Annotated in this window: 17 protein-coding genes; 6 read left to right on the plus strand and 11 right to left on the minus strand. The window is 63.1% G+C overall.

Annotation, left to right across the window (positions count from 1 at the left end):
* Positions 1-309: 309 nt before the first annotated feature.
* Positions 310-648 carry a ferredoxin FdxA gene (gene fdxA / locus FNA46_RS16405; RefSeq protein WP_143126281.1) on the minus strand — a complete coding sequence of 113 codons (339 nt, stop codon included), beginning with the start codon at positions 646-648 and terminating at the stop codon, positions 310-312.
* Between fdxA and FNA46_RS26105 the strand changes: the two genes are divergently transcribed.
* On the plus strand, positions 647-784 hold the full coding sequence (locus FNA46_RS26105; RefSeq protein WP_185969883.1) for a hypothetical protein: 138 nt from the start codon (positions 647-649) through the stop codon (positions 782-784). The two genes, fdxA and FNA46_RS26105, sit on opposite strands and share 2 nt — an antisense overlap.
* A gap of 140 nt (positions 785-924) precedes the next feature.
* Here FNA46_RS26105 and FNA46_RS16410 read toward each other — a convergent pair whose 3' ends face one another.
* Both FNA46_RS16410 and FNA46_RS16415 read right to left on the minus strand, forming a co-directional pair.
* Positions 925-1260 carry an RNA-binding S4 domain-containing protein gene (locus FNA46_RS16410; RefSeq protein WP_143126282.1) on the minus strand — a complete coding sequence of 112 codons (336 nt, stop codon included), beginning with the start codon at positions 1258-1260 and terminating at the stop codon, positions 925-927.
* Positions 1261-1262: 2 nt separating this feature from the next.
* Positions 1263-4388: a helicase-related protein gene (locus FNA46_RS16415; RefSeq protein ID WP_143126283.1), complete on the minus strand. Its 3126-nt coding sequence runs from the start codon at positions 4386-4388 to the stop codon at positions 1263-1265.
* 567 nt (positions 4389-4955) lie between these two features.
* Between FNA46_RS16415 and FNA46_RS16420 the strand changes: the two genes are divergently transcribed.
* Both FNA46_RS16420 and FNA46_RS16425 read left to right on the plus strand, forming a co-directional pair.
* On the plus strand, positions 4956-5111 hold the full coding sequence (locus FNA46_RS16420) for a DUF3309 family protein (protein ID WP_143126284.1): 156 nt from the start codon (positions 4956-4958) through the stop codon (positions 5109-5111).
* A gap of 39 nt (positions 5112-5150) precedes the next feature.
* Positions 5151-5405 (plus strand): YMGG-like glycine zipper-containing protein, encoded by a 255-nt coding sequence (locus FNA46_RS16425; protein ID WP_143126285.1) that lies wholly within the window; start codon positions 5151-5153, stop codon positions 5403-5405.
* Between the two features lie 146 nt (positions 5406-5551).
* On the opposite strand, the gene phbB is transcribed toward FNA46_RS16425, so the two are convergent.
* Positions 5552-6277 carry a beta-ketoacyl-ACP reductase gene (gene phbB, locus FNA46_RS16430; RefSeq protein ID WP_143126286.1) on the minus strand — a complete coding sequence of 242 codons (726 nt, stop codon included), beginning with the start codon at positions 6275-6277 and terminating at the stop codon, positions 5552-5554.
* A gap of 166 nt (positions 6278-6443) precedes the next feature.
* Positions 6444-7625: an acetyl-CoA C-acetyltransferase gene (locus tag FNA46_RS16435; protein ID WP_143126287.1), complete on the minus strand. Its 1182-nt coding sequence runs from the start codon at positions 7623-7625 to the stop codon at positions 6444-6446.
* A gap of 238 nt (positions 7626-7863) precedes the next feature.
* Here FNA46_RS16435 and phaR point away from each other — a divergent pair, with 238 nt between their 5' ends.
* Positions 7864-8451 (plus strand): polyhydroxyalkanoate synthesis repressor PhaR, encoded by a 588-nt coding sequence (gene phaR, locus FNA46_RS16440; protein ID WP_143126288.1) that lies wholly within the window; start codon positions 7864-7866, stop codon positions 8449-8451.
* Between the two features lie 201 nt (positions 8452-8652).
* Here phaR and rpmF read toward each other — a convergent pair whose 3' ends face one another.
* The 3 genes from rpmF to mtgA all read right to left on the minus strand — a co-directional run bounded on the left by rpmF (position 8653) and on the right by mtgA (position 10481).
* Entirely contained in the window at positions 8653-8838 is a 186-nt protein-coding gene (rpmF, locus tag FNA46_RS16445; protein WP_092999643.1) for a 50S ribosomal protein L32, read from the minus strand.
* A 150-nt stretch (positions 8839-8988) separates the two neighbouring features.
* A complete protein-coding gene (locus FNA46_RS16450) occupies positions 8989-9636 on the minus strand; it encodes a glutathione S-transferase family protein (RefSeq protein WP_143126289.1) in 648 nt (215 codons plus the stop codon).
* Between the two features lie 77 nt (positions 9637-9713).
* Positions 9714-10481 (minus strand): monofunctional biosynthetic peptidoglycan transglycosylase, encoded by a 768-nt coding sequence (gene mtgA / locus FNA46_RS16455; protein ID WP_143126290.1) that lies wholly within the window; start codon positions 10479-10481, stop codon positions 9714-9716.
* A gap of 138 nt (positions 10482-10619) precedes the next feature.
* On the opposite strand from mtgA, the gene FNA46_RS16460 reads away from it, so the two are divergent.
* A complete protein-coding gene (locus FNA46_RS16460) occupies positions 10620-11537 on the plus strand; it encodes a polyprenyl synthetase family protein (protein WP_425468769.1) in 918 nt (305 codons plus the stop codon).
* Between the two features lie 102 nt (positions 11538-11639).
* The gene (locus tag FNA46_RS16465; RefSeq protein WP_143126291.1) at positions 11640-12281 is read left to right on the plus strand and encodes a LysE family translocator; all 642 of its coding nucleotides are present in this window, start codon (positions 11640-11642) and stop codon (positions 12279-12281) included.
* A gap of 58 nt (positions 12282-12339) precedes the next feature.
* On the opposite strand, the gene FNA46_RS16470 is transcribed toward FNA46_RS16465, so the two are convergent.
* The 3 genes from FNA46_RS16470 to FNA46_RS16480 form a co-directional block, all read right to left on the minus strand.
* Entirely contained in the window at positions 12340-13008 is a 669-nt protein-coding gene (locus FNA46_RS16470) for a YiaD family glycine zipper/OmpA-like lipoprotein (protein ID WP_143126292.1), read from the minus strand.
* 97 nt (positions 13009-13105) lie between these two features.
* On the minus strand, positions 13106-14350 hold the full coding sequence (gene ispG / locus FNA46_RS16475; RefSeq protein ID WP_143126293.1) for a flavodoxin-dependent (E)-4-hydroxy-3-methylbut-2-enyl-diphosphate synthase: 1245 nt from the start codon (positions 14348-14350) through the stop codon (positions 13106-13108).
* A 97-nt stretch (positions 14351-14447) separates the two neighbouring features.
* Entirely contained in the window at positions 14448-15644 is a 1197-nt protein-coding gene (locus FNA46_RS16480; protein ID WP_143126294.1) for an MFS transporter, read from the minus strand.
* Positions 15645-15666: the final 22 nt, after the last annotated feature.

Below are 15666 nucleotides of genomic sequence, written 5' to 3' on the forward strand. Positions count from 1 at the left end.
AGGCCCGGATGAGACGGGGGAACCGTCGGTGACTCCATACTGGTCCGGTTAAACGCGCGCGAAAACCACACCCTGCCGCAAGCGGCGACGACAACGTCCAATAACTGACCATGTCACGGGAACCGCGTTGGGTGCTGTACTGCTTTCGTGATGTTTTTAGGGCACGCGAATGCCACTTTGTGGAACAGTTCCCAATGCCTATCACAAATATGGGCAGAAATCAATAATTTGCTTTCGCAGGTGCACGGGCGCAACGCTTGCGACCGTGCCCAATCGTTAAGCAAATCGTAATCGTGACCGTCGACCGACTCAGTCGCCCTTGCCGGGCTCCGGCGAAAAATACTGCTCGTACTTGCCTTCGACGCCATCCATCTCCTTGGCTTCCGGCAGGGCATCGCGCTTGACGGTGATGTTCGGCCAGATCTGGGCGAACTCGGCATTCAGCTTCAGCCACTTGTCGAGGCCCGGCTCGGTATCGGGCTTGATCGCCTCGGCAGGACATTCCGGCTCGCAGACGCCGCAATCAATGCATTCGTCCGGATGGATAACCAGGAAGTTCTCACCCTCATAGAAGCAATCGACCGGGCAGACTTCAACGCAATCGGTATATTTGCAGCGGATACAATTGTCGGTCACGACATACGTCATGAGGCACTCCAGTGACATCACGGTCGTCGGCATCGGCGACGGGAGACGCCTGCCGACCGGGGCGGCGCTGGGCAAGGCCGACAGCGCACCCATGTTTCCGGCGCACGCAAGCCCCCAGCTTTGCCAGTTTGACTAATGGCTTTGCGCAGGCTTAGCAAGGACAAACAATCCCTGTTATGCCCCAGCAATGGCAGACTGTTCCAATCATGCCGGCACTTCTGCGGCAGGGCATTGCGCGCCGCCAGCATCCCGTGACGTCATGACACAGTCACCGGCTCAACCCGGCCCCAGCTTGCGCTGGGCACGTTCAAAGGGTGAGAGAGGCGCCTGCTGCGGCGTGCGGTCGTCGTAAAGCGTTTGCGCCTCTGCGAAGGGGCCGCGCCGATCACCGGGGGCCCGCACGATCAGAACCCGGTCGCCCCGTTCCAGCTTCAGTTCGATGACGTCGCCGATCCTGACCATGCGGCTTGACTGCTGCACGATCTGGCCGTTGACCTGCACGAAGCCCGCCTCGACCAGGTCCTGCGCCAGCGCACGGGATTTGACGATGCGCGTGAAGAAAAGCCACTTGTCGATGCGCTGACGCTGATCTCCCGGTGGCTTTTCGTTCATGGCTACTTCTTCATCTGCTCCTTGAGAGCAGCGAGCTTGGCAAACGGCGAATCCGGATCCACCGGCTTCTCCTTGCGCGGTGGCTTTGCCTCGAAGCGGGCGGGCTGCGTCATCTTGCCGCGATCATTGCGATCGCCGCGGTCGGAGCGTTCGCCGCGCGGCGGACGGTCGCCCTTGCCTTCTGGCCGGCGGTCGCCGCGATCCGGACGGCCACCTTCGCGGTTCGGACGTCCACCCTGCTCGCCACGCTCGTCCCCGCGGCGATGGTCACGACGACCCTCTCCACGGCCTTCGCCACCGCGGCCTTCACTGCTGCGACCTTCGGGTCCGCGCGCTTCTGCCGGCTGCCCCTGACGGCCGCCATGGCCGCGACGATCGCCATGGCCGCGGCCCTGGCGCTGGTTGTCGCTGCGACCGCCACCCGGACGCCACAGCAGGACAGGTTTCGGCTCCTCGGCAACCGCTGTTTCGGCAGAACCCTCGACCGCTTGGGCGACCGGGGCCGCAGCCTCGGTAGCGGTGACAGCCGCCTGCTCGCCATCGGCCGCCACTGCTTCTTCCGATGCGGCATCGGCATCATCGTGATCGGCAGCAACCGCCTCTTCACCTTCGGCAGCGGCCGGCGCCGGCTGCTGGCTGGCAAGGAAGGCCTGAACCTCTTCCGCCTTCACCTGATCGGCGCGGTAGCCGAGACCCTTCAGGATTTCCTCCATGTCGTCCGGCGTCGCGCCGAGAATCGACAGCATGGCCGTCGTCGTCATGAAACGGCGACCGTCATAGGCGCCTTCGGGGCGCGCGGGCGAACCCGGCTTCCATTGCAGGAGCGGACGGATGAGGTCGGCCAGACGTTCCAGAATATCGACGCGAACGGCACGCTTGCCGAGATAACGGAAACCGGCCAGCTTGTAGAAGTTGCGCTCGAAGCTCGGATCGGTCACGACGGAGGTGCGACCGGCAGCAAGCGCCGGGATCAGATCGCCATAACCAGGCTTGTCGAGACCGTCGTTCTTCAGCGCCCAGAGAAGGGTGATGAGTTCGGCCGGCGCGGGCTTCAGAAGAGCCGGCATGAAAATGTGGTAGGCGCCGAAGCGGATGCCATAGCGGCGCAGCGAGGCGCGCGCATCCTGATCGAGCGTCTTGACCTCTTCAGCCACGTCGCGACGGAACATGACGCCCAGATTTTCAACAAGCTGGAAGGCCAGACCCTTGGCGAGACCCTGCAGGTCTTCGGCGCGCGACAGGTCGTCGAGCGGCTTCAGAACGGTTGCGACGTGATGATTGACGAAACGTTCCAGACGCGCTGCGACGTGATCGCGCGCATTGCCGGTGAGCTGCTCGTCGGCCAGAAGGATGAGACGCGGATGCATGATATGGTCGCTGGCGGCAAGCCGCGCCACCGGCTCACCCAGCCAGCGCACGAAACCGTCCGAACCCACCGCCAGATCGCTGTTGCCGCAGGCATAGAGGCGTGCGGCGCGCGCCTCGAATTCCAGTGCAAGCGCCTTCTGGGCCGCCGCCTGAACGGCCTTCGCGTCCGGACCGTCACCCCCGGATACGGGCGTAAACCGGAAACCGGCTAGTTGACCGACGTGATGCCCCTCGACGAAGACATCCCCATTCACACTGATTTCAGCTTCCAGCATCGCATTCTCTCTCAGGCGCTTCATGAGCACAGATGTCCTGCGATCAACAAAGCGTTTCGTCAACCTTTCATGTAGCGCGTCCGACAACCTGTCCTCGATTTCTCGCGTCTTTTCTTGCCAGTGTGTCGGATGCGCCAGCCAGCCCGGACGGTTGGAAACATAGGTCCAAGTCCGAATTTGGGCGATACGCGCAGAAAGCGTATCGATTTCGCCATCGGTGCGGTCCGCGCGCTGCACCTGCTCGGCCATGAAGCTCTCGTTCACCGTGCCATGACGCACGAGATCGAAGAACAGCGTGGAGATCAGATCAGCATGCTGGGCGGGTGTAATGCGCCGATAATCGGGAAGCGCGCAGGCTTCCCAGAGCTTTTCGACCCGCTCGGACGTCGTCGCGAGATCGACAACCTCCGGATAGCGGGAGAGATAATCCAGCGCCTGACTGTCGGTCGCCGGCAGCGCGCGCGTCAGTCCCGCAACAGTGGGCGCCGCATCGAGACTCGCGCGCAAGTCGCGGATCGAGGTAAAGTCGAGCGCTTTCGAACGCCACTGCAGCACCTTCACCTGGTCGAACTGATGGGTCTCGATGCGCTCCACCAACTCGTCGTCGAAAGGCTGGACCTGCCCGGTCACGCCGAAGGTTCCATCCTTCAGGTGACGACCCGCGCGACCGGCGATCTGGCCGAGTTCACCGGGGTTGAGATTACGGAACTGATAACCGTCGAACTTGCGATCCTGGGCAAAGGCCACATGATCGACATCGAGGTTGAGCCCCATGCCGATCGCATCGGTGGCAACAAGATATTCAACGTCGCCCGCCTGATAGAGCCCCACCTGCGCATTGCGGGTGCGGGGGCTCAGCGCCCCCAGCACGACGGCGGCACCGCCCCGCTGGCGGCGGATCAGTTCGGCAATGGCATAGACCTCATCTGCGGAAAAGGCGACGATGGCCGAGCGCTGCGGCAGTCGGGTGATCTTCTTCTGGCCGGCATAGAAGAGCGTCGAAAGACGCGGCCGCTCCACCACGGTGATGCCGGGCAGGAGCTTTTCCAGGATCGGTCGCATGGTGCCGGCGCCGAGCAGCAGAGTTTCCTCGCGCCCCCGCAGATGCAGGATGCGGTCGGTAAAGATATGCCCACGCTCCAGGTCGCCAGCCAGTTGCACTTCATCGATCGCGACGAAAGCGGCCCTGGTCTCGCGCGGCATGGCTTCCACGGTACAGACGGAAAAGCGCGCGCCGGGCGGCGAGATCTTTTCCTCGCCCGTCACCAGCGCCACATGCTGCGGCCCCACCCGTTCGACCACCCGCGTGTAGACCTCGCGCGCCAGAAGGCGAAGCGGCAGGCCGATCACGCCGGACCCGTGTGCGACCATTCGCTCGATGGCGAAATGCGTCTTGCCGGTGTTGGTCGGGCCGAGGACCGCGGTGACGCCGCGACCGCTCAAGATCATGGGCTTGGAATTCAAGGCACTATCCGCACTTTGCATGGCGCTGCCGGTACAAGAAGCACCTAGCTTGCGCCACACATGGCGACACAAACGCCGGAAGGCAAGCGACAAGCAGGGCTGGAACGCCTTTTTTTGACAGCGGACATGTCCACGCCGCAGGCGGCGGACCCGGTCCGTCGTCCGGCGAGCCCGGAACAGTGTGAGAACGAATCAGAGACGAATCACTCACATCTGTAGATTCAGCTTTTGTTCCAGCCGACAGCAATACGGATACGGTCAGGGCAGGTTCGTCAAAGAATCACAGCGAAGGAGCCCGAGTCGAACCACAGTGTCCGCATTACAGAGCCGCCCGAAAACTGGCGCCGTACATCATCTTCATATATCAGCCCGCCTGACGAACTGACCAGGATACATTGGATTTCGAAATATATTTTGTGAAATGCATGACCAGGCCTCGACGATACCATCCGCCAGGATCCATGAGTTTCATCGGGAGAAACGGTCAGGATTTGCCGATGATTTTGCGGCTGGAACCCGTTGGAACCAAAAAGGCCGCGCCACGTTCTTGCCGCACCATCAAGGAATTCATGCAGCGGAGACCATCACATGCTCGGAACAGTTCTCCTTATCATTCTCATCCTCCTGCTCGTCGGCGCCCTTCCGAACTGGGGCTACAGCCGTGGCTGGGGGTATGGGCCGTCGGGCGGCCTCGGGCTGGTCCTCGTCATCTTGATCATCCTGCTGCTGATGGGCAGAATTTAACTTGCGAATATTCGCACAGACAGAGGGAAGGAAACCGACATGAAGAAGATTCTGGCAGTGGCCGCCGTCGTTGGCATGCTCGCTTCGTGCTCCACCACCGAAAAGGGCACAGCCATCGGCGCCGGCACGGGTGCCGTTCTGGGTGGCGCGATCACCAATAGCTGGGGTGGCGCAGCCGTTGGTGCCGTGGCTGGCGGCCTGGTCGGTGCAGCAATCGGCGAATCGCAGAAGCACAAGGGTTACTGCGTCTATCGCGATCGTTACGGCCGCACCTATGAGGCACGCTGCCGCTAACCCCTCCCTTGGGAACGCGAGGAGCCGGTGCCGCCGCACCGGCTCTTCTTTTTGAGCACGACTGCACACCTGCCGGGCTTGCGGACATGCAAACGCCGGAGCATTGCCCCGGCGTCCTCGCGCGACCAACAGATTTGATCGGACTGTCAGACGAAATACTGGCCGCCATTGGCAGTGATGGTCGAGCCGGTGATGAAACCGGCCTCATCGGAGGCGAGGAACACGACGCAACGGGCAATCTCCTCCGGCTGGCCGAGGCGACCCACCGGAATCTGCGGCAGGATGCGCTCGTTCATCACCTTTTCCGGCACGGCCATGACCATTTCGGTGGCGATATAGCCTGGGCAGATCGCATTGACAGTGATGTTCTTGGCTGCCCCCTCCTGCGCAAGCGCCTTGGTGAAGCCGATGTCGCCGGCCTTGGCGGCGGAGTAATTGGCCTGCCCCATCTGCCCCTTCTGACCGTTGATGGAGGAAATGCTGATGATACGGCCAAAGCCGCGATCCCGCATGCCACTCCAGACCGGATGCGTCATGTTGAAAAGGCCGGTCAGGTTGGTGCTGATCACCTCGTTCCACTGCTGCGGCGTCATCTTGTGAAACATCGCATCACGCGTGATGCCGGCATTGTTGACGAGAACATCGACAGGTCCGACCTCGGCCTCGACCTTCGCAATGCCTTCGACGCAGGCCTCGTAGGAGGACACATCCCATTTGAAGACGGCAATGCCCGTCTCCCCCTGGAAGGCGCGGGCGCGCTCGTCATTGCCCGCGTAATTGGCGGCGACCTTATAGCCTGCCGCCTTCAGACCCACCGAAATTGCCGCGCCAATTCCGCGCGTGCCACCGGATACCAATGCCACTCTCGTCATGCTGCACTCCCCTTCACGGATAAGACGCCCGGCCCTTCTGGCGTGGTCGGATAGACTAAAGCGCGATGCAGTCGATGGATCTTCGGCAGCGCGCTTCAAGCTCTGCTGGATAGGCACGGGCACGCGAAACCGCCTGACGACTCCGCGTCACCGTGCCAAAGCGCACTCACATGGCTTCGAAGCACATGGCAACGCCCATGCCACCGCCGATGCAGAGCGTAGCAAGGCCCTTCTTGGCGCCGCGCCGCTTCATCTCGAACACCAGCGTGTTGAGAACGCGCGCGCCGGAGGCACCGATCGGATGGCCGATGGCAATCGCCCCGCCGTTGACGTTGACGATCGCGGGATCCCAGCCCATGTCCTTGTTCACGGCGCAGGCCTGGGCAGCGAATGCTTCGTTGGCCTCGACCAGATCCAGATCGCCAACCGACCAGCCTGCCTTTTCCAGCGCCTTGCGGGAGGCCGGGATCGGACCCGTGCCCATGATCTGCGGATCGACGCCCGCCGTTGCCCAGGAGACGATGCGCACGAGCGGCGTGATGCCGCGGCGCACCGCTTCCGCCTCGGTCATCAGCAGCGCGGCAGCGGCGCCATCATTGATGCCGGAGGCATTGCCGGCCGTCACGGTGCCTTCCTTGTCGAAGGCGGGGCGCAGCTTCGCCATACCGTCGAGCGTGGCTCCCTCGCGGATGTATTCGTCCTTGTCGATCGTGACATCACCCTTGCGCCCCTTCAGGACGAAGGGGATGATCTCGTCGGCGAAACGCCCGGCTTTCTGGGCTGCTTCCGCCTTGTTCTGCGAGGCGACGGCGAACTGGTCCTGCTCGTCGCGCGACAACTGCCACTGGCGGGCAATGTTTTCGGCGGTGATGCCCATGTGATAGCCGTAGAAGGCATCGGTCAGGCCATCCTTGATCATGGTATCGATCATCTTCATGTCACCCATCTTGGTGCCATTGCGAAGATGGGCGCTGTGGGGCGCCATGGACATGGACTCCTGGCCGCCGGCCACGATGATCTTCGCATCGCCGAGCGCGATCTGCTGCATGCCGAGCGCAACCGCGCGCAGGCCGGAACCGCAGAGCTGGTTGAGGCCCCAGGCGGTCGCCTCCTGCGGCAGGCCGGCCTTCATCGCCGCCTGACGGGCCGGGTTCTGCCCCTCGCCGGCCGGCAGCACCTGGCCGAGGATCACCTCGTCCACCTCGGACGCCTCCACGCCGGCGCGCTCCAGAACCCCCTTGATGGCGGCCGCACCCAGTTCATGGGCGGCGACGCTGCCGAAGGCGCCGTTGAACGAACCGACGGCAGTTCGGGCGGCAGAAGCGATCACGATCGAGGGCTGTGTCATGGGCATCTCCTCATTGTTCCTGGTTGTTGTCCCAGAGACTGACAAAGGTTCAGGTCCAAGTCAAACGGGCAATGGTAGCAATTTATTGAGCTTTGTCAGAAGTCTGACGATTGTATCAGATCGGGCCTGGAGGGCTGCCGCATTGCACAATTCATTTGTCAGTGCGGCTTGTTTGCGCATAAGGTTGCAGAGGGAGTGAAACATCACCTAACCATATTGACGGGATCAGGAGGCAATCATGGCGAAAACGGATGGCGAAGTGGTCATAAAGAAATATGCCAACCGCCGCCTCTACAATACGGGCACCAGCACCTATGTGACACTGGAAGACCTGGCGACGATGGTGAAGAAGGGCGAGGATTTCGTGGTGCAGGACGCCAAGAGCGGCGAGGACATCACCCATTCCGTCCTGACGCAGATCATCTTCGAGCAGGAGTCCAAGACCGGCAACACGCTTCTGCCGATCTCCTTCCTGCGCCAGCTGATCTCCTATTACGGCGACCAGATGCAGATGGTGGTGCCAACCTTCCTCGAACATTCGATGAAGACCTTTGCCGACCAGCAGACGCAGATGCGCGAGCACATGACGCGCGCCTTTGGTGATACGCCGCTGACCAAGAACCTGCAGGTTCCGATCCAGATGATGGAGGAACAGGTGCGCCGGAACACGGACATGTTCCGCCAGGCCATGCAGATGTTTTCGCCCTTCAGCGCGCCGGCGCAACCTGCCGGCGAGGCCAAGAAGGCACCGGATGCCAAGGATCTCGATGAACTGAAGGAGCAACTGCGCGCGCTGCAGACCCGGCTGGACAGCCTGGGATCCTGATCGCCCGCACGAGGCTTGCTGCCCTTGCGGAATGTCGTTCCGGACATCCTGATGCAAGCGCCGGAGAAGATATGCGGGGCCGCCAGGTGCGGCCCTCTTGCATGCGATGTCGAGATCCCCAAGGTGGCCGGGACGGCAAATCGCAGGCAACAAAAAAGGCCGGTCAATGCCGGCCTTCCTCATGCAATATCCCGGATGGGATTATGCGCTTTCCTTCGGCGTCAGAACCTGGCGACCGCGATACATGCCCGTCTTCAGGTCGATGTGATGCGGACGGCGCAGTTCGCCGGAGTTCTTGTCCTCGACATAGGTCGGGGTCTTCAGGGCGTCAGCCGAGCGGCGCATACCGCGCTTGGACGGGCTCACTTTTCTCTTCGGTACTGCCATTCTCGTTACTCCAAATAGGCGTGCAAAGCGAAATCCGCGGCCGGGTTCGACCGTACAGGACCTGCCTCGATCTCGGAAATTGGGGGCGCTTATACATGCCCCACAGGGATTTGACCAGTCCCCGCACGGAATTTTTAATGGCCGCGCGAATCAGGCCTCGTCTGCCGGAACGATCCACGTCTCCCTCAACGCCGCCTCCCGCCATTCGATCCAGGCGGGATGCGCCTGTAGTGCCTGCATATAGGTCGCAACGGGCGTGTCAACCGCGAAATCATAAACATCAAGGCGATTGACGACGGGCGCGAACATCGCGTCGGCGGCGGTAAAGGTGCCGAACAGGAAGGGGCCGCCGGACGCAGCCGTGCAGGCGCTCCAGATCTCGGCGATGCGGGCGACATCCGCCCTCACCGCATCGGACACTGCGATGGCACCCTTCGGGCGACGCATGTTCATGGGGCAGGCATTGCGCAGCGCGCGAAAGCCCGAGAGCATTTCCATGGAAATCGCGCGGGCCACGGCACGATCTGCCCGCACCTGCGGCCACAGACCGGACTCGGGGAAGAGTTCGGCGACATATTCGATGATGGCCAGCGATTCCCAAACCCGCACGGTGCCGTGATGCAGCGCCGGCACCTTGCCGGTCGGCGAAATCTCGCGAAACAGCGGGTTGCTGGCATCGTCATCAAAAGGGATCAGCACCTCGTCGAAATCGATGCCGGCGGCCTTCATGGCAATCCATGGCCGGAACGACCAGGACGAGTAATTCTTGTTGGCGATATGGAGAACCAGTCTGTCCATGGCGGCCTTCCCTTAAGCAATGTTCCTGCCAATCCTAGCGGCGGGCCAGGGTCTGCGACCAGTGACAAATGCTGCTGTCACTCATAAAGGCATCTGATGTATTCGCCAGACGCTCTGGCGCGTCGTTCGACGATGCTCGCAAGGCGCTGCATGCCGCGGCCGGGTCGACTGGCGACCCGCGTGATCGGATTGGGCAGCGCGACCGCCAGCAGCGCGGCCTGCCGGCGGCTGAGCTGGGCGGCCGAGACGCCGAAGTGATGCCGGGCTGCCGCCTCGATGCCATAGATCCCGGGGCCCCATTCCGCCACGTTGAGATAGGTTTCCATCATCCGCCGCTTGGACCAGACGAGATCCGCCCAGAGCGCAAGCGGCAGTTCCAGCGCCTTGCGCACAAAGGACCGACCGTTCCACAGAAACAGGTTCTTGGCCGTCTGCATGGGAATGGTGCTGGCGCCGCGGGTGGCCTCCCCGTCCAGTGCGTTCTGCATGACGCCGCGCATCTGCGGCCAGTCGACGCCGTCATGGGCGCAGAAACGGCCATCCTCCGACATCATCACCGACTGCACGAGGATGGGCGCGATATCATCGAAGCCAACCCAGCGGCGATCATAGCCCCTGAAGAGCGCAAGATCGGCCAGCATCAGGGTGGAGACGGGATGGGTGAAGGGGACCGCATAAAGAAGCACCAGTGCGTAGGGCAGCAGCAGCAGGCCGACCACGGCAGCCATGGTTCGTCTTGCCCATCGGGGAAGCGCCCGGCCATAGGGGAAGCGTGACCCCGATCTCGACGTCGGCCTCGACAAGGGCTCCTCCAGTTCGGACTGCCGTTCGGGTGTGAGATCCAAGGGTCCCGCTCGTTTTTGCCTCTGCGTCCGCTACATAGCGGCTGATGCCGGCAAAGGCCAGCCGACACAGGCGAAAGCAGCCGTGTTTTGCGCAAAACGTCGTTGCCAGCCAGACGGATGCATGCCAATGAACCCGCCATGACGACCATCGACGCCACCGCCTTCGAAACCCTTCTGCGCCAGGCCGCCCACGAGACGGAGGCGCTGCTCTCCGCACTGCTCGCAGAGCCCTCACTGACGGACGAGATCACGCGGCCTGCCGAACTCCTGGCCGCCATGCGGCATGGAACGCTGAATGGCGGCAAGCGGTTGCGCCCCTTCCTGGTTTCCCAGTCAACGGCCCTCTTCGATGGTCCGATGGCTGCCGCCGCACGCGTCGGGGCAGCGCTCGAATGCCTGCACAGCTATTCGCTGGTGCATGACGACCTGCCGGCCATGGACGACGACGACCTGCGCCGTGGCCAGCCGACCGTGCACAAGGCCTTCACGGAAGCGACCGCCATCCTCGCCGGCGACAGCCTGCTGACCTATGCCTTCGACATCATCACCGCGCCGGAAACGGTGCTCTCTGACGATCGCAAGGTGCAACTGGTGCTGGCCTTGTCGCGCGCGGCCGGCCTCGGCGGCATGGCCGGCGGCCAGGCTCTCGATCTCGCCGCCGAGACACAGGCGCCGGACGAGGCCGGCATCGTGATGCTGCAGGCGATGAAAACGGGCGCGCTGCTGCGCTTTGCCTGCGAGGCGGGCGCGATCATTTCCGGCGCGGATACCGCCGATCGCCAGCGCCTCAGGCGCTTCGGCGAAATCATCGGCCTTGCCTTCCAGCTTGCCGACGACGTGCTCGACATCACCGCCGATGCGGCCACCATGGGCAAGGCGACGGGGAAGGATGCCGGTCGCGGCAAGGCCACGCTGGTCGGCCGCCACGGGCTCGACTGGGCCGAACAACGGCTCGACCAACTGGTCGGCGAAGCAATCCTGCTGCTGGCGCCCTATGGCGACCAGGCTGCCATTCTGATCGAAACGGCCCGCTTCGTGGCCAACCGCACGCGCTGACGGGGCGTTGGATCACGGTTGCTGATGCGTCCGATCACATCTTGTCGCGTGACGTCATGAGGCTTTCCTCTAGGCTTGCGCACGCCGAACCGGAATTAAGCCATGTCTGACCTTCTCGCGCACCTGCCGCAGATCACCGCCGCCTATCTCATCTATCTGGTTGCGGTGATAAGCCCCGGCCCCGCAAACATCGCCATCATCGGCACCGCCATCAATCAGGGGCGAAAGCCGGCCATCGTGATCGCGCTCGGCATCTTTGCCGGATCCTTCACCTGGGCCATGGCAGCGGCCCTCGGCCTCTCCGCCATCCTGACCCGATATGGCGAGGTATTGCAGGTCCTGAAGGTGCTGGGCGGCCTCTATCTGCTCTATCTCGGCGTCAAGGCCTGCCGTGGCGCGCTACGACAAACGTCGACGACGGAACTGCGACAGAACGGCAAAGACACGCGGCTGTCAAAACTCTTCCTGACCGGCTACGGCATCCACCTCACGAACCCGAAATCCATTTTCGGCTGGCTGGCGACAATTTCCGTCGGCCTGCCGCCTGGCGCCTCGGCCGGTTCCGTGGCGCTGGTGGTGGCCGGCTGCCTTTTCACCGGGCTGATCGTGTTTCTCGGCCATGCGCTGCTGTTCTCGACGGCGCGGGCTGGAAAACTATACCAGAGTGCCCGCCGCCCGCTCGATGCGCTGATGGCGCTCGTCTTCGGCACCGCCGGCGTCAAGATGATTTCCAGCGCGTTTTGATCCATGCAAAAAGGCGCCGCTTGCGCGACGCCTTTTGTTGGCCAATGAAAGCGATCGGTCAACCGTTGTTGGTGATCGGCGCAATCTGCACTTCGACGCGGCGGTTCTGGGCGCGGCCGTCCGGCGTGGCGTTGGAGGCCACCGGCTGCGAGGCGCCAAAGCCCATCGTCGACATGCGGCGCTGGTCGACGCCGCGCGAACCGAGATAGTTGGCGACGGAAGCCGCGCGACGCTCGGAGAGGCCCTGGTTATGCGCCACGCTACCGGTCGAATCGGTGTGGCCGTTCACGTCGATATAGGTGCGGTTGAACTTGTTCAGCACGATGGCAACCGAGTTCAGCGTTGCATAGAAGCCCGGCAGCACCTGATCCTGATCCGTCGGGAAGGTGATGTTGGAGGGCATGTTGAGAACGATGCGGTCGCCGACGCGGGTGACGGATACGCCGGTACCCTGCAGCTGGGCGCGCAGCTCGGATTCCTGCTGGTCCATGTAATTGCCGATGGCGCCGCCGGCGAGCGCGCCGATGCCGGCGCCAATCAGCGCGGCATCACGGCGGCCATGCGCCGAACCGCCGACGGCAAGACCCGCCAGCGCGCCGAGACCGGCACCGATGGCGGCACCGCCCGCAAGGTTGGAGGTCTTCTGCTGACCCGTATAGGGGTCGGTCGTGGTGCAGGCGGAAAGATAGGTCGCGCACATCGCGACAAGCACAATTTTCTTCAGCATCGAATCTTCGTCCCCGTCATATCGGTCTGACTTCCATCACCACGAATTGCGGCAATAACGAGGACGTCCAGCCACTGTCGAAACGCGCATGTTGCCCTTATTCGGCAGCCGTCTTCTGGCCGAACCGCTTTTCGATGTAATCGATCACCAGCGCCTCGAAATCCGCGGCAATGTTCGGCCCGCGCAGGGTGAGTGCCTTCCTGCCGTCGATAAAGACGGGCGCGGCGGGCGTCTCGCCGGTGCCCGGCAGCGAAATGCCGATATCGGCATGCTTGCTTTCGCCCGGTCCGTTGACGATGCAGCCCATGACGGCCACGTTCAGCGCTTCCACGCCCGGATATTTCTCGCGCCAGACCGGCATGTTCTTGCGGATGTCCTCCTGGATGCGCTGGGCAAGTTCCTGGAAGACGGTGGAGGTGGTGCGGCCGCAGCCGGGGCAGGCCGCGACGACCGGCACGAACTGGCGGAAGCCCATGACCTGCAGCAGTTCCTGCGCCACCTGCACCTCGCGGGTGCGGTCGCCGTTCGGCTCCGGCGTCAGCGAGACGCGGATCGTATCGCCGATCCCTTGCTGCAGCACATAGCCCATGGCCGCCGAGGAGGCGACGATGCCCTTGGAGCCCATGCCGGCCTCCGTGAGGCCGAGATGGAGAGCGTGGTTCGAACGCTCGGACAGCATGGAATAGACCGCGATCAGATCCTGCACCTGGCTGACCTTGGCCGAGAGAATGATGCGATTGCGCGGCAGGCCGATCTCTTCGGCGAGTTCCGCCGACAGGAGCGCCGACTGACAGATCGCCTCATGCATGACCTGGCGTGCCGAGAGCGGCGAGCCGGCCTGCTGGTTCTCGTCCATCAGGCGCGTCAGAAGATCCTGGTCGAGCGAGCCCCAGTTGACGCCGATGCGTACCGGCTTGTCGTAGCGGATCGCCATTTCGATGATCTCGGCAAACTGCTTGTCCTTCTTGTCCTTGAAGCCGACATTGCCGGGATTGATGCGGTATTTCGCCAGCGCTTCCGCACAGGCCGGATGATCGGCCAGCAGCTTGTGACCGATATAGTGGAAGTCGCCGATCAGCGGCACATCCATGCCAAGCCGGAGCAGCCGTTCGCGGATTTTTGGAACGGCGGCCGCACTTTCGTCGCGGTCGACCGTGATGCGGACGATTTCCGAGCCGGCCCGGTAAAGCGCCGCCACCTGGGCGACGGTCGCATCGACATCGGCCGTATCGGTATTGGTCATCGACTGGACGACGACCGGCGCACCGCCGCCGACGATAACGCCGCCCACATCGACGGCAACGGAGGCACGACGCGGTTTGGGTTCGTAATCGGCAGCCATCTTCGATCTCACACTTGGAGCAAAAGTGCCTTTCAGGTGGATCAAGCGCGGGGGCTTGTCAACACCCGCACCGGATCACATTCGCAGCTGTTGCTCCCTAATGACCACCACCTGCGGCCCGATCGGCATGACGGGCAAGACCGGACAGCGCCAGCACCACCAGATGCAACGCCGGGAGGCCAATGAAGATCATGGCAAGTCCCGTATGCTCGGCAATGAAGCCGATGGCGGACGGCGCCACCAGGATGCCTGAATAGCCCATCGTGGTGACGACCGAGAGGCCGATGCCCTGCGCCATGCCCGGCAGGTTGCCGGCCGCCGAAAAGGCGATCGGCACCATGTTGGAAATGCCGATGCCGGCAATCGCAAAGCCGAGAATGGCCATGGCCGGGCCGGTGGCGAAGCCGGCCGTCAGCAGGCCGAGGATCGAGGCCACCGTGCAGAAGCGCAGCGTATTGACCGCACCGAACCGGTCTCGCACCAGATCGCCGGCAAAGCGCATGGTCGCCATGGTGAGCGAGAAGGCGCCGAAGGCAAGGCCGGAGAGCTGCACGGAGGCGCCCAGCTCGTTGCGGAAATAGAGCGCGCCCCAATCGAGGATCGCTCCTTCCGGAATCATGCTGAACAGCGCCACGAGACCGATCAGCCAGGGCAGCGGCGTCATCGGCAGACGCACCTTGTCCTTGACCGCCTCGGGATGCGGCTGGTCCAGCAGCATCATCGGCCAGGCAAGGGCCACCATGGCGGCGGCGAGGAAGGTCACGAGCAGACTGTGTCCGACGACACCAAGCCAGGCCATCAGCACGCCGCCGGTCGCCGACCCCAGCAGGCCACCGAGGCTCCAGAAGGCATGGCAGGAAGACATGATGGAGCGGCGCATCTGCTTTTCGGTGGCGACCGCATTGGCGTTCATCGAGACATCCATGGCACCAATCAGGCCACCGAACAGAAAGATGGCGATGGCACCGGCCCAGATGCTGCCGACAAGGCTGAGGAGTATGAGCGTCGGCAGCACCAGAATTGCCGTAATGCGCGTCACCCAGGCAGAACCAAGCCGGGCGATCTGGATGCCAGCGATCGGCATCATCACGATGGAGCCCACGCCGAAGACGAGGATCATCAGGCCAAGGGCCGCTTCGCTGAGCGAGAGGCGGCTGGCGAATTCGGGAATCTTGGGCGCCCAGGCGCCGATCAGGAAACCGTTCATCAGGAACATCAGCGCCACGGCTGCGCGCGCGCGGGTGATGATGGGCGCGCGGGCAAGCGTGCCGGTCACGGCTGGATTATCGGTCATTGCAATGCTCTCTCTCCCCGGG

This window comes from Affinirhizobium straminoryzae, assembly GCF_007004135.1.
GTDB classification, from domain to species: domain Bacteria; phylum Pseudomonadota; class Alphaproteobacteria; order Rhizobiales; family Rhizobiaceae; genus Neorhizobium; species Neorhizobium straminoryzae.

Bases quoted from the DNA above. Each gene is read 5' to 3' on its own strand.
- FNA46_RS26105 (WP_185969883.1), top strand. From the start codon at position 647: ATGAGGCACTCCAGTGACATCACGGTCGTCGGCATCGGCGACGGGAGA.
- FNA46_RS16470 (WP_143126292.1), bottom strand. From the start codon at position 13,008: ATGCTGAAGAAAATTGTGCTTGTCGCGATGTGCGCGACCTATCTTTCC.
- phbB (WP_143126286.1), bottom strand. From the start codon at position 6,277: ATGACGAGAGTGGCATTGGTATCCGGTGGCACGCGCGGAATTGGCGCG.
- FNA46_RS16480 (WP_143126294.1), bottom strand. From the start codon at position 15,644: ATGACCGATAATCCAGCCGTGACCGGCACGCTTGCCCGCGCGCCCATC.
- FNA46_RS16435 (WP_143126287.1), bottom strand. From the start codon at position 7,625: ATGACACAGCCCTCGATCGTGATCGCTTCTGCCGCCCGAACTGCCGTC.
- FNA46_RS16415 (WP_143126283.1), bottom strand. From the start codon at position 4,388: ATGCAAAGTGCGGATAGTGCCTTGAATTCCAAGCCCATGATCTTGAGC.
- phaR (WP_143126288.1), top strand. From the start codon at position 7,864: ATGGCGAAAACGGATGGCGAAGTGGTCATAAAGAAATATGCCAACCGC.
- FNA46_RS16465 (WP_143126291.1), top strand. From the start codon at position 11,640: ATGTCTGACCTTCTCGCGCACCTGCCGCAGATCACCGCCGCCTATCTC.
- FNA46_RS16425 (WP_143126285.1), top strand. From the start codon at position 5,151: ATGAAGAAGATTCTGGCAGTGGCCGCCGTCGTTGGCATGCTCGCTTCG.
- fdxA (WP_143126281.1), bottom strand. From the start codon at position 648: ATGACGTATGTCGTGACCGACAATTGTATCCGCTGCAAATATACCGAT.
- ispG (WP_143126293.1), bottom strand. From the start codon at position 14,350: ATGGCTGCCGATTACGAACCCAAACCGCGTCGTGCCTCCGTTGCCGTC.
- FNA46_RS16410 (WP_143126282.1), bottom strand. From the start codon at position 1,260: ATGAACGAAAAGCCACCGGGAGATCAGCGTCAGCGCATCGACAAGTGG.
- FNA46_RS16450 (WP_143126289.1), bottom strand. From the start codon at position 9,636: ATGGACAGACTGGTTCTCCATATCGCCAACAAGAATTACTCGTCCTGG.
- FNA46_RS16460 (WP_425468769.1), top strand. From the start codon at position 10,620: ATGACGACCATCGACGCCACCGCCTTCGAAACCCTTCTGCGCCAGGCC.
- FNA46_RS16420 (WP_143126284.1), top strand. From the start codon at position 4,956: ATGCTCGGAACAGTTCTCCTTATCATTCTCATCCTCCTGCTCGTCGGC.
- rpmF (WP_092999643.1), bottom strand. From the start codon at position 8,838: ATGGCAGTACCGAAGAGAAAAGTGAGCCCGTCCAAGCGCGGTATGCGC.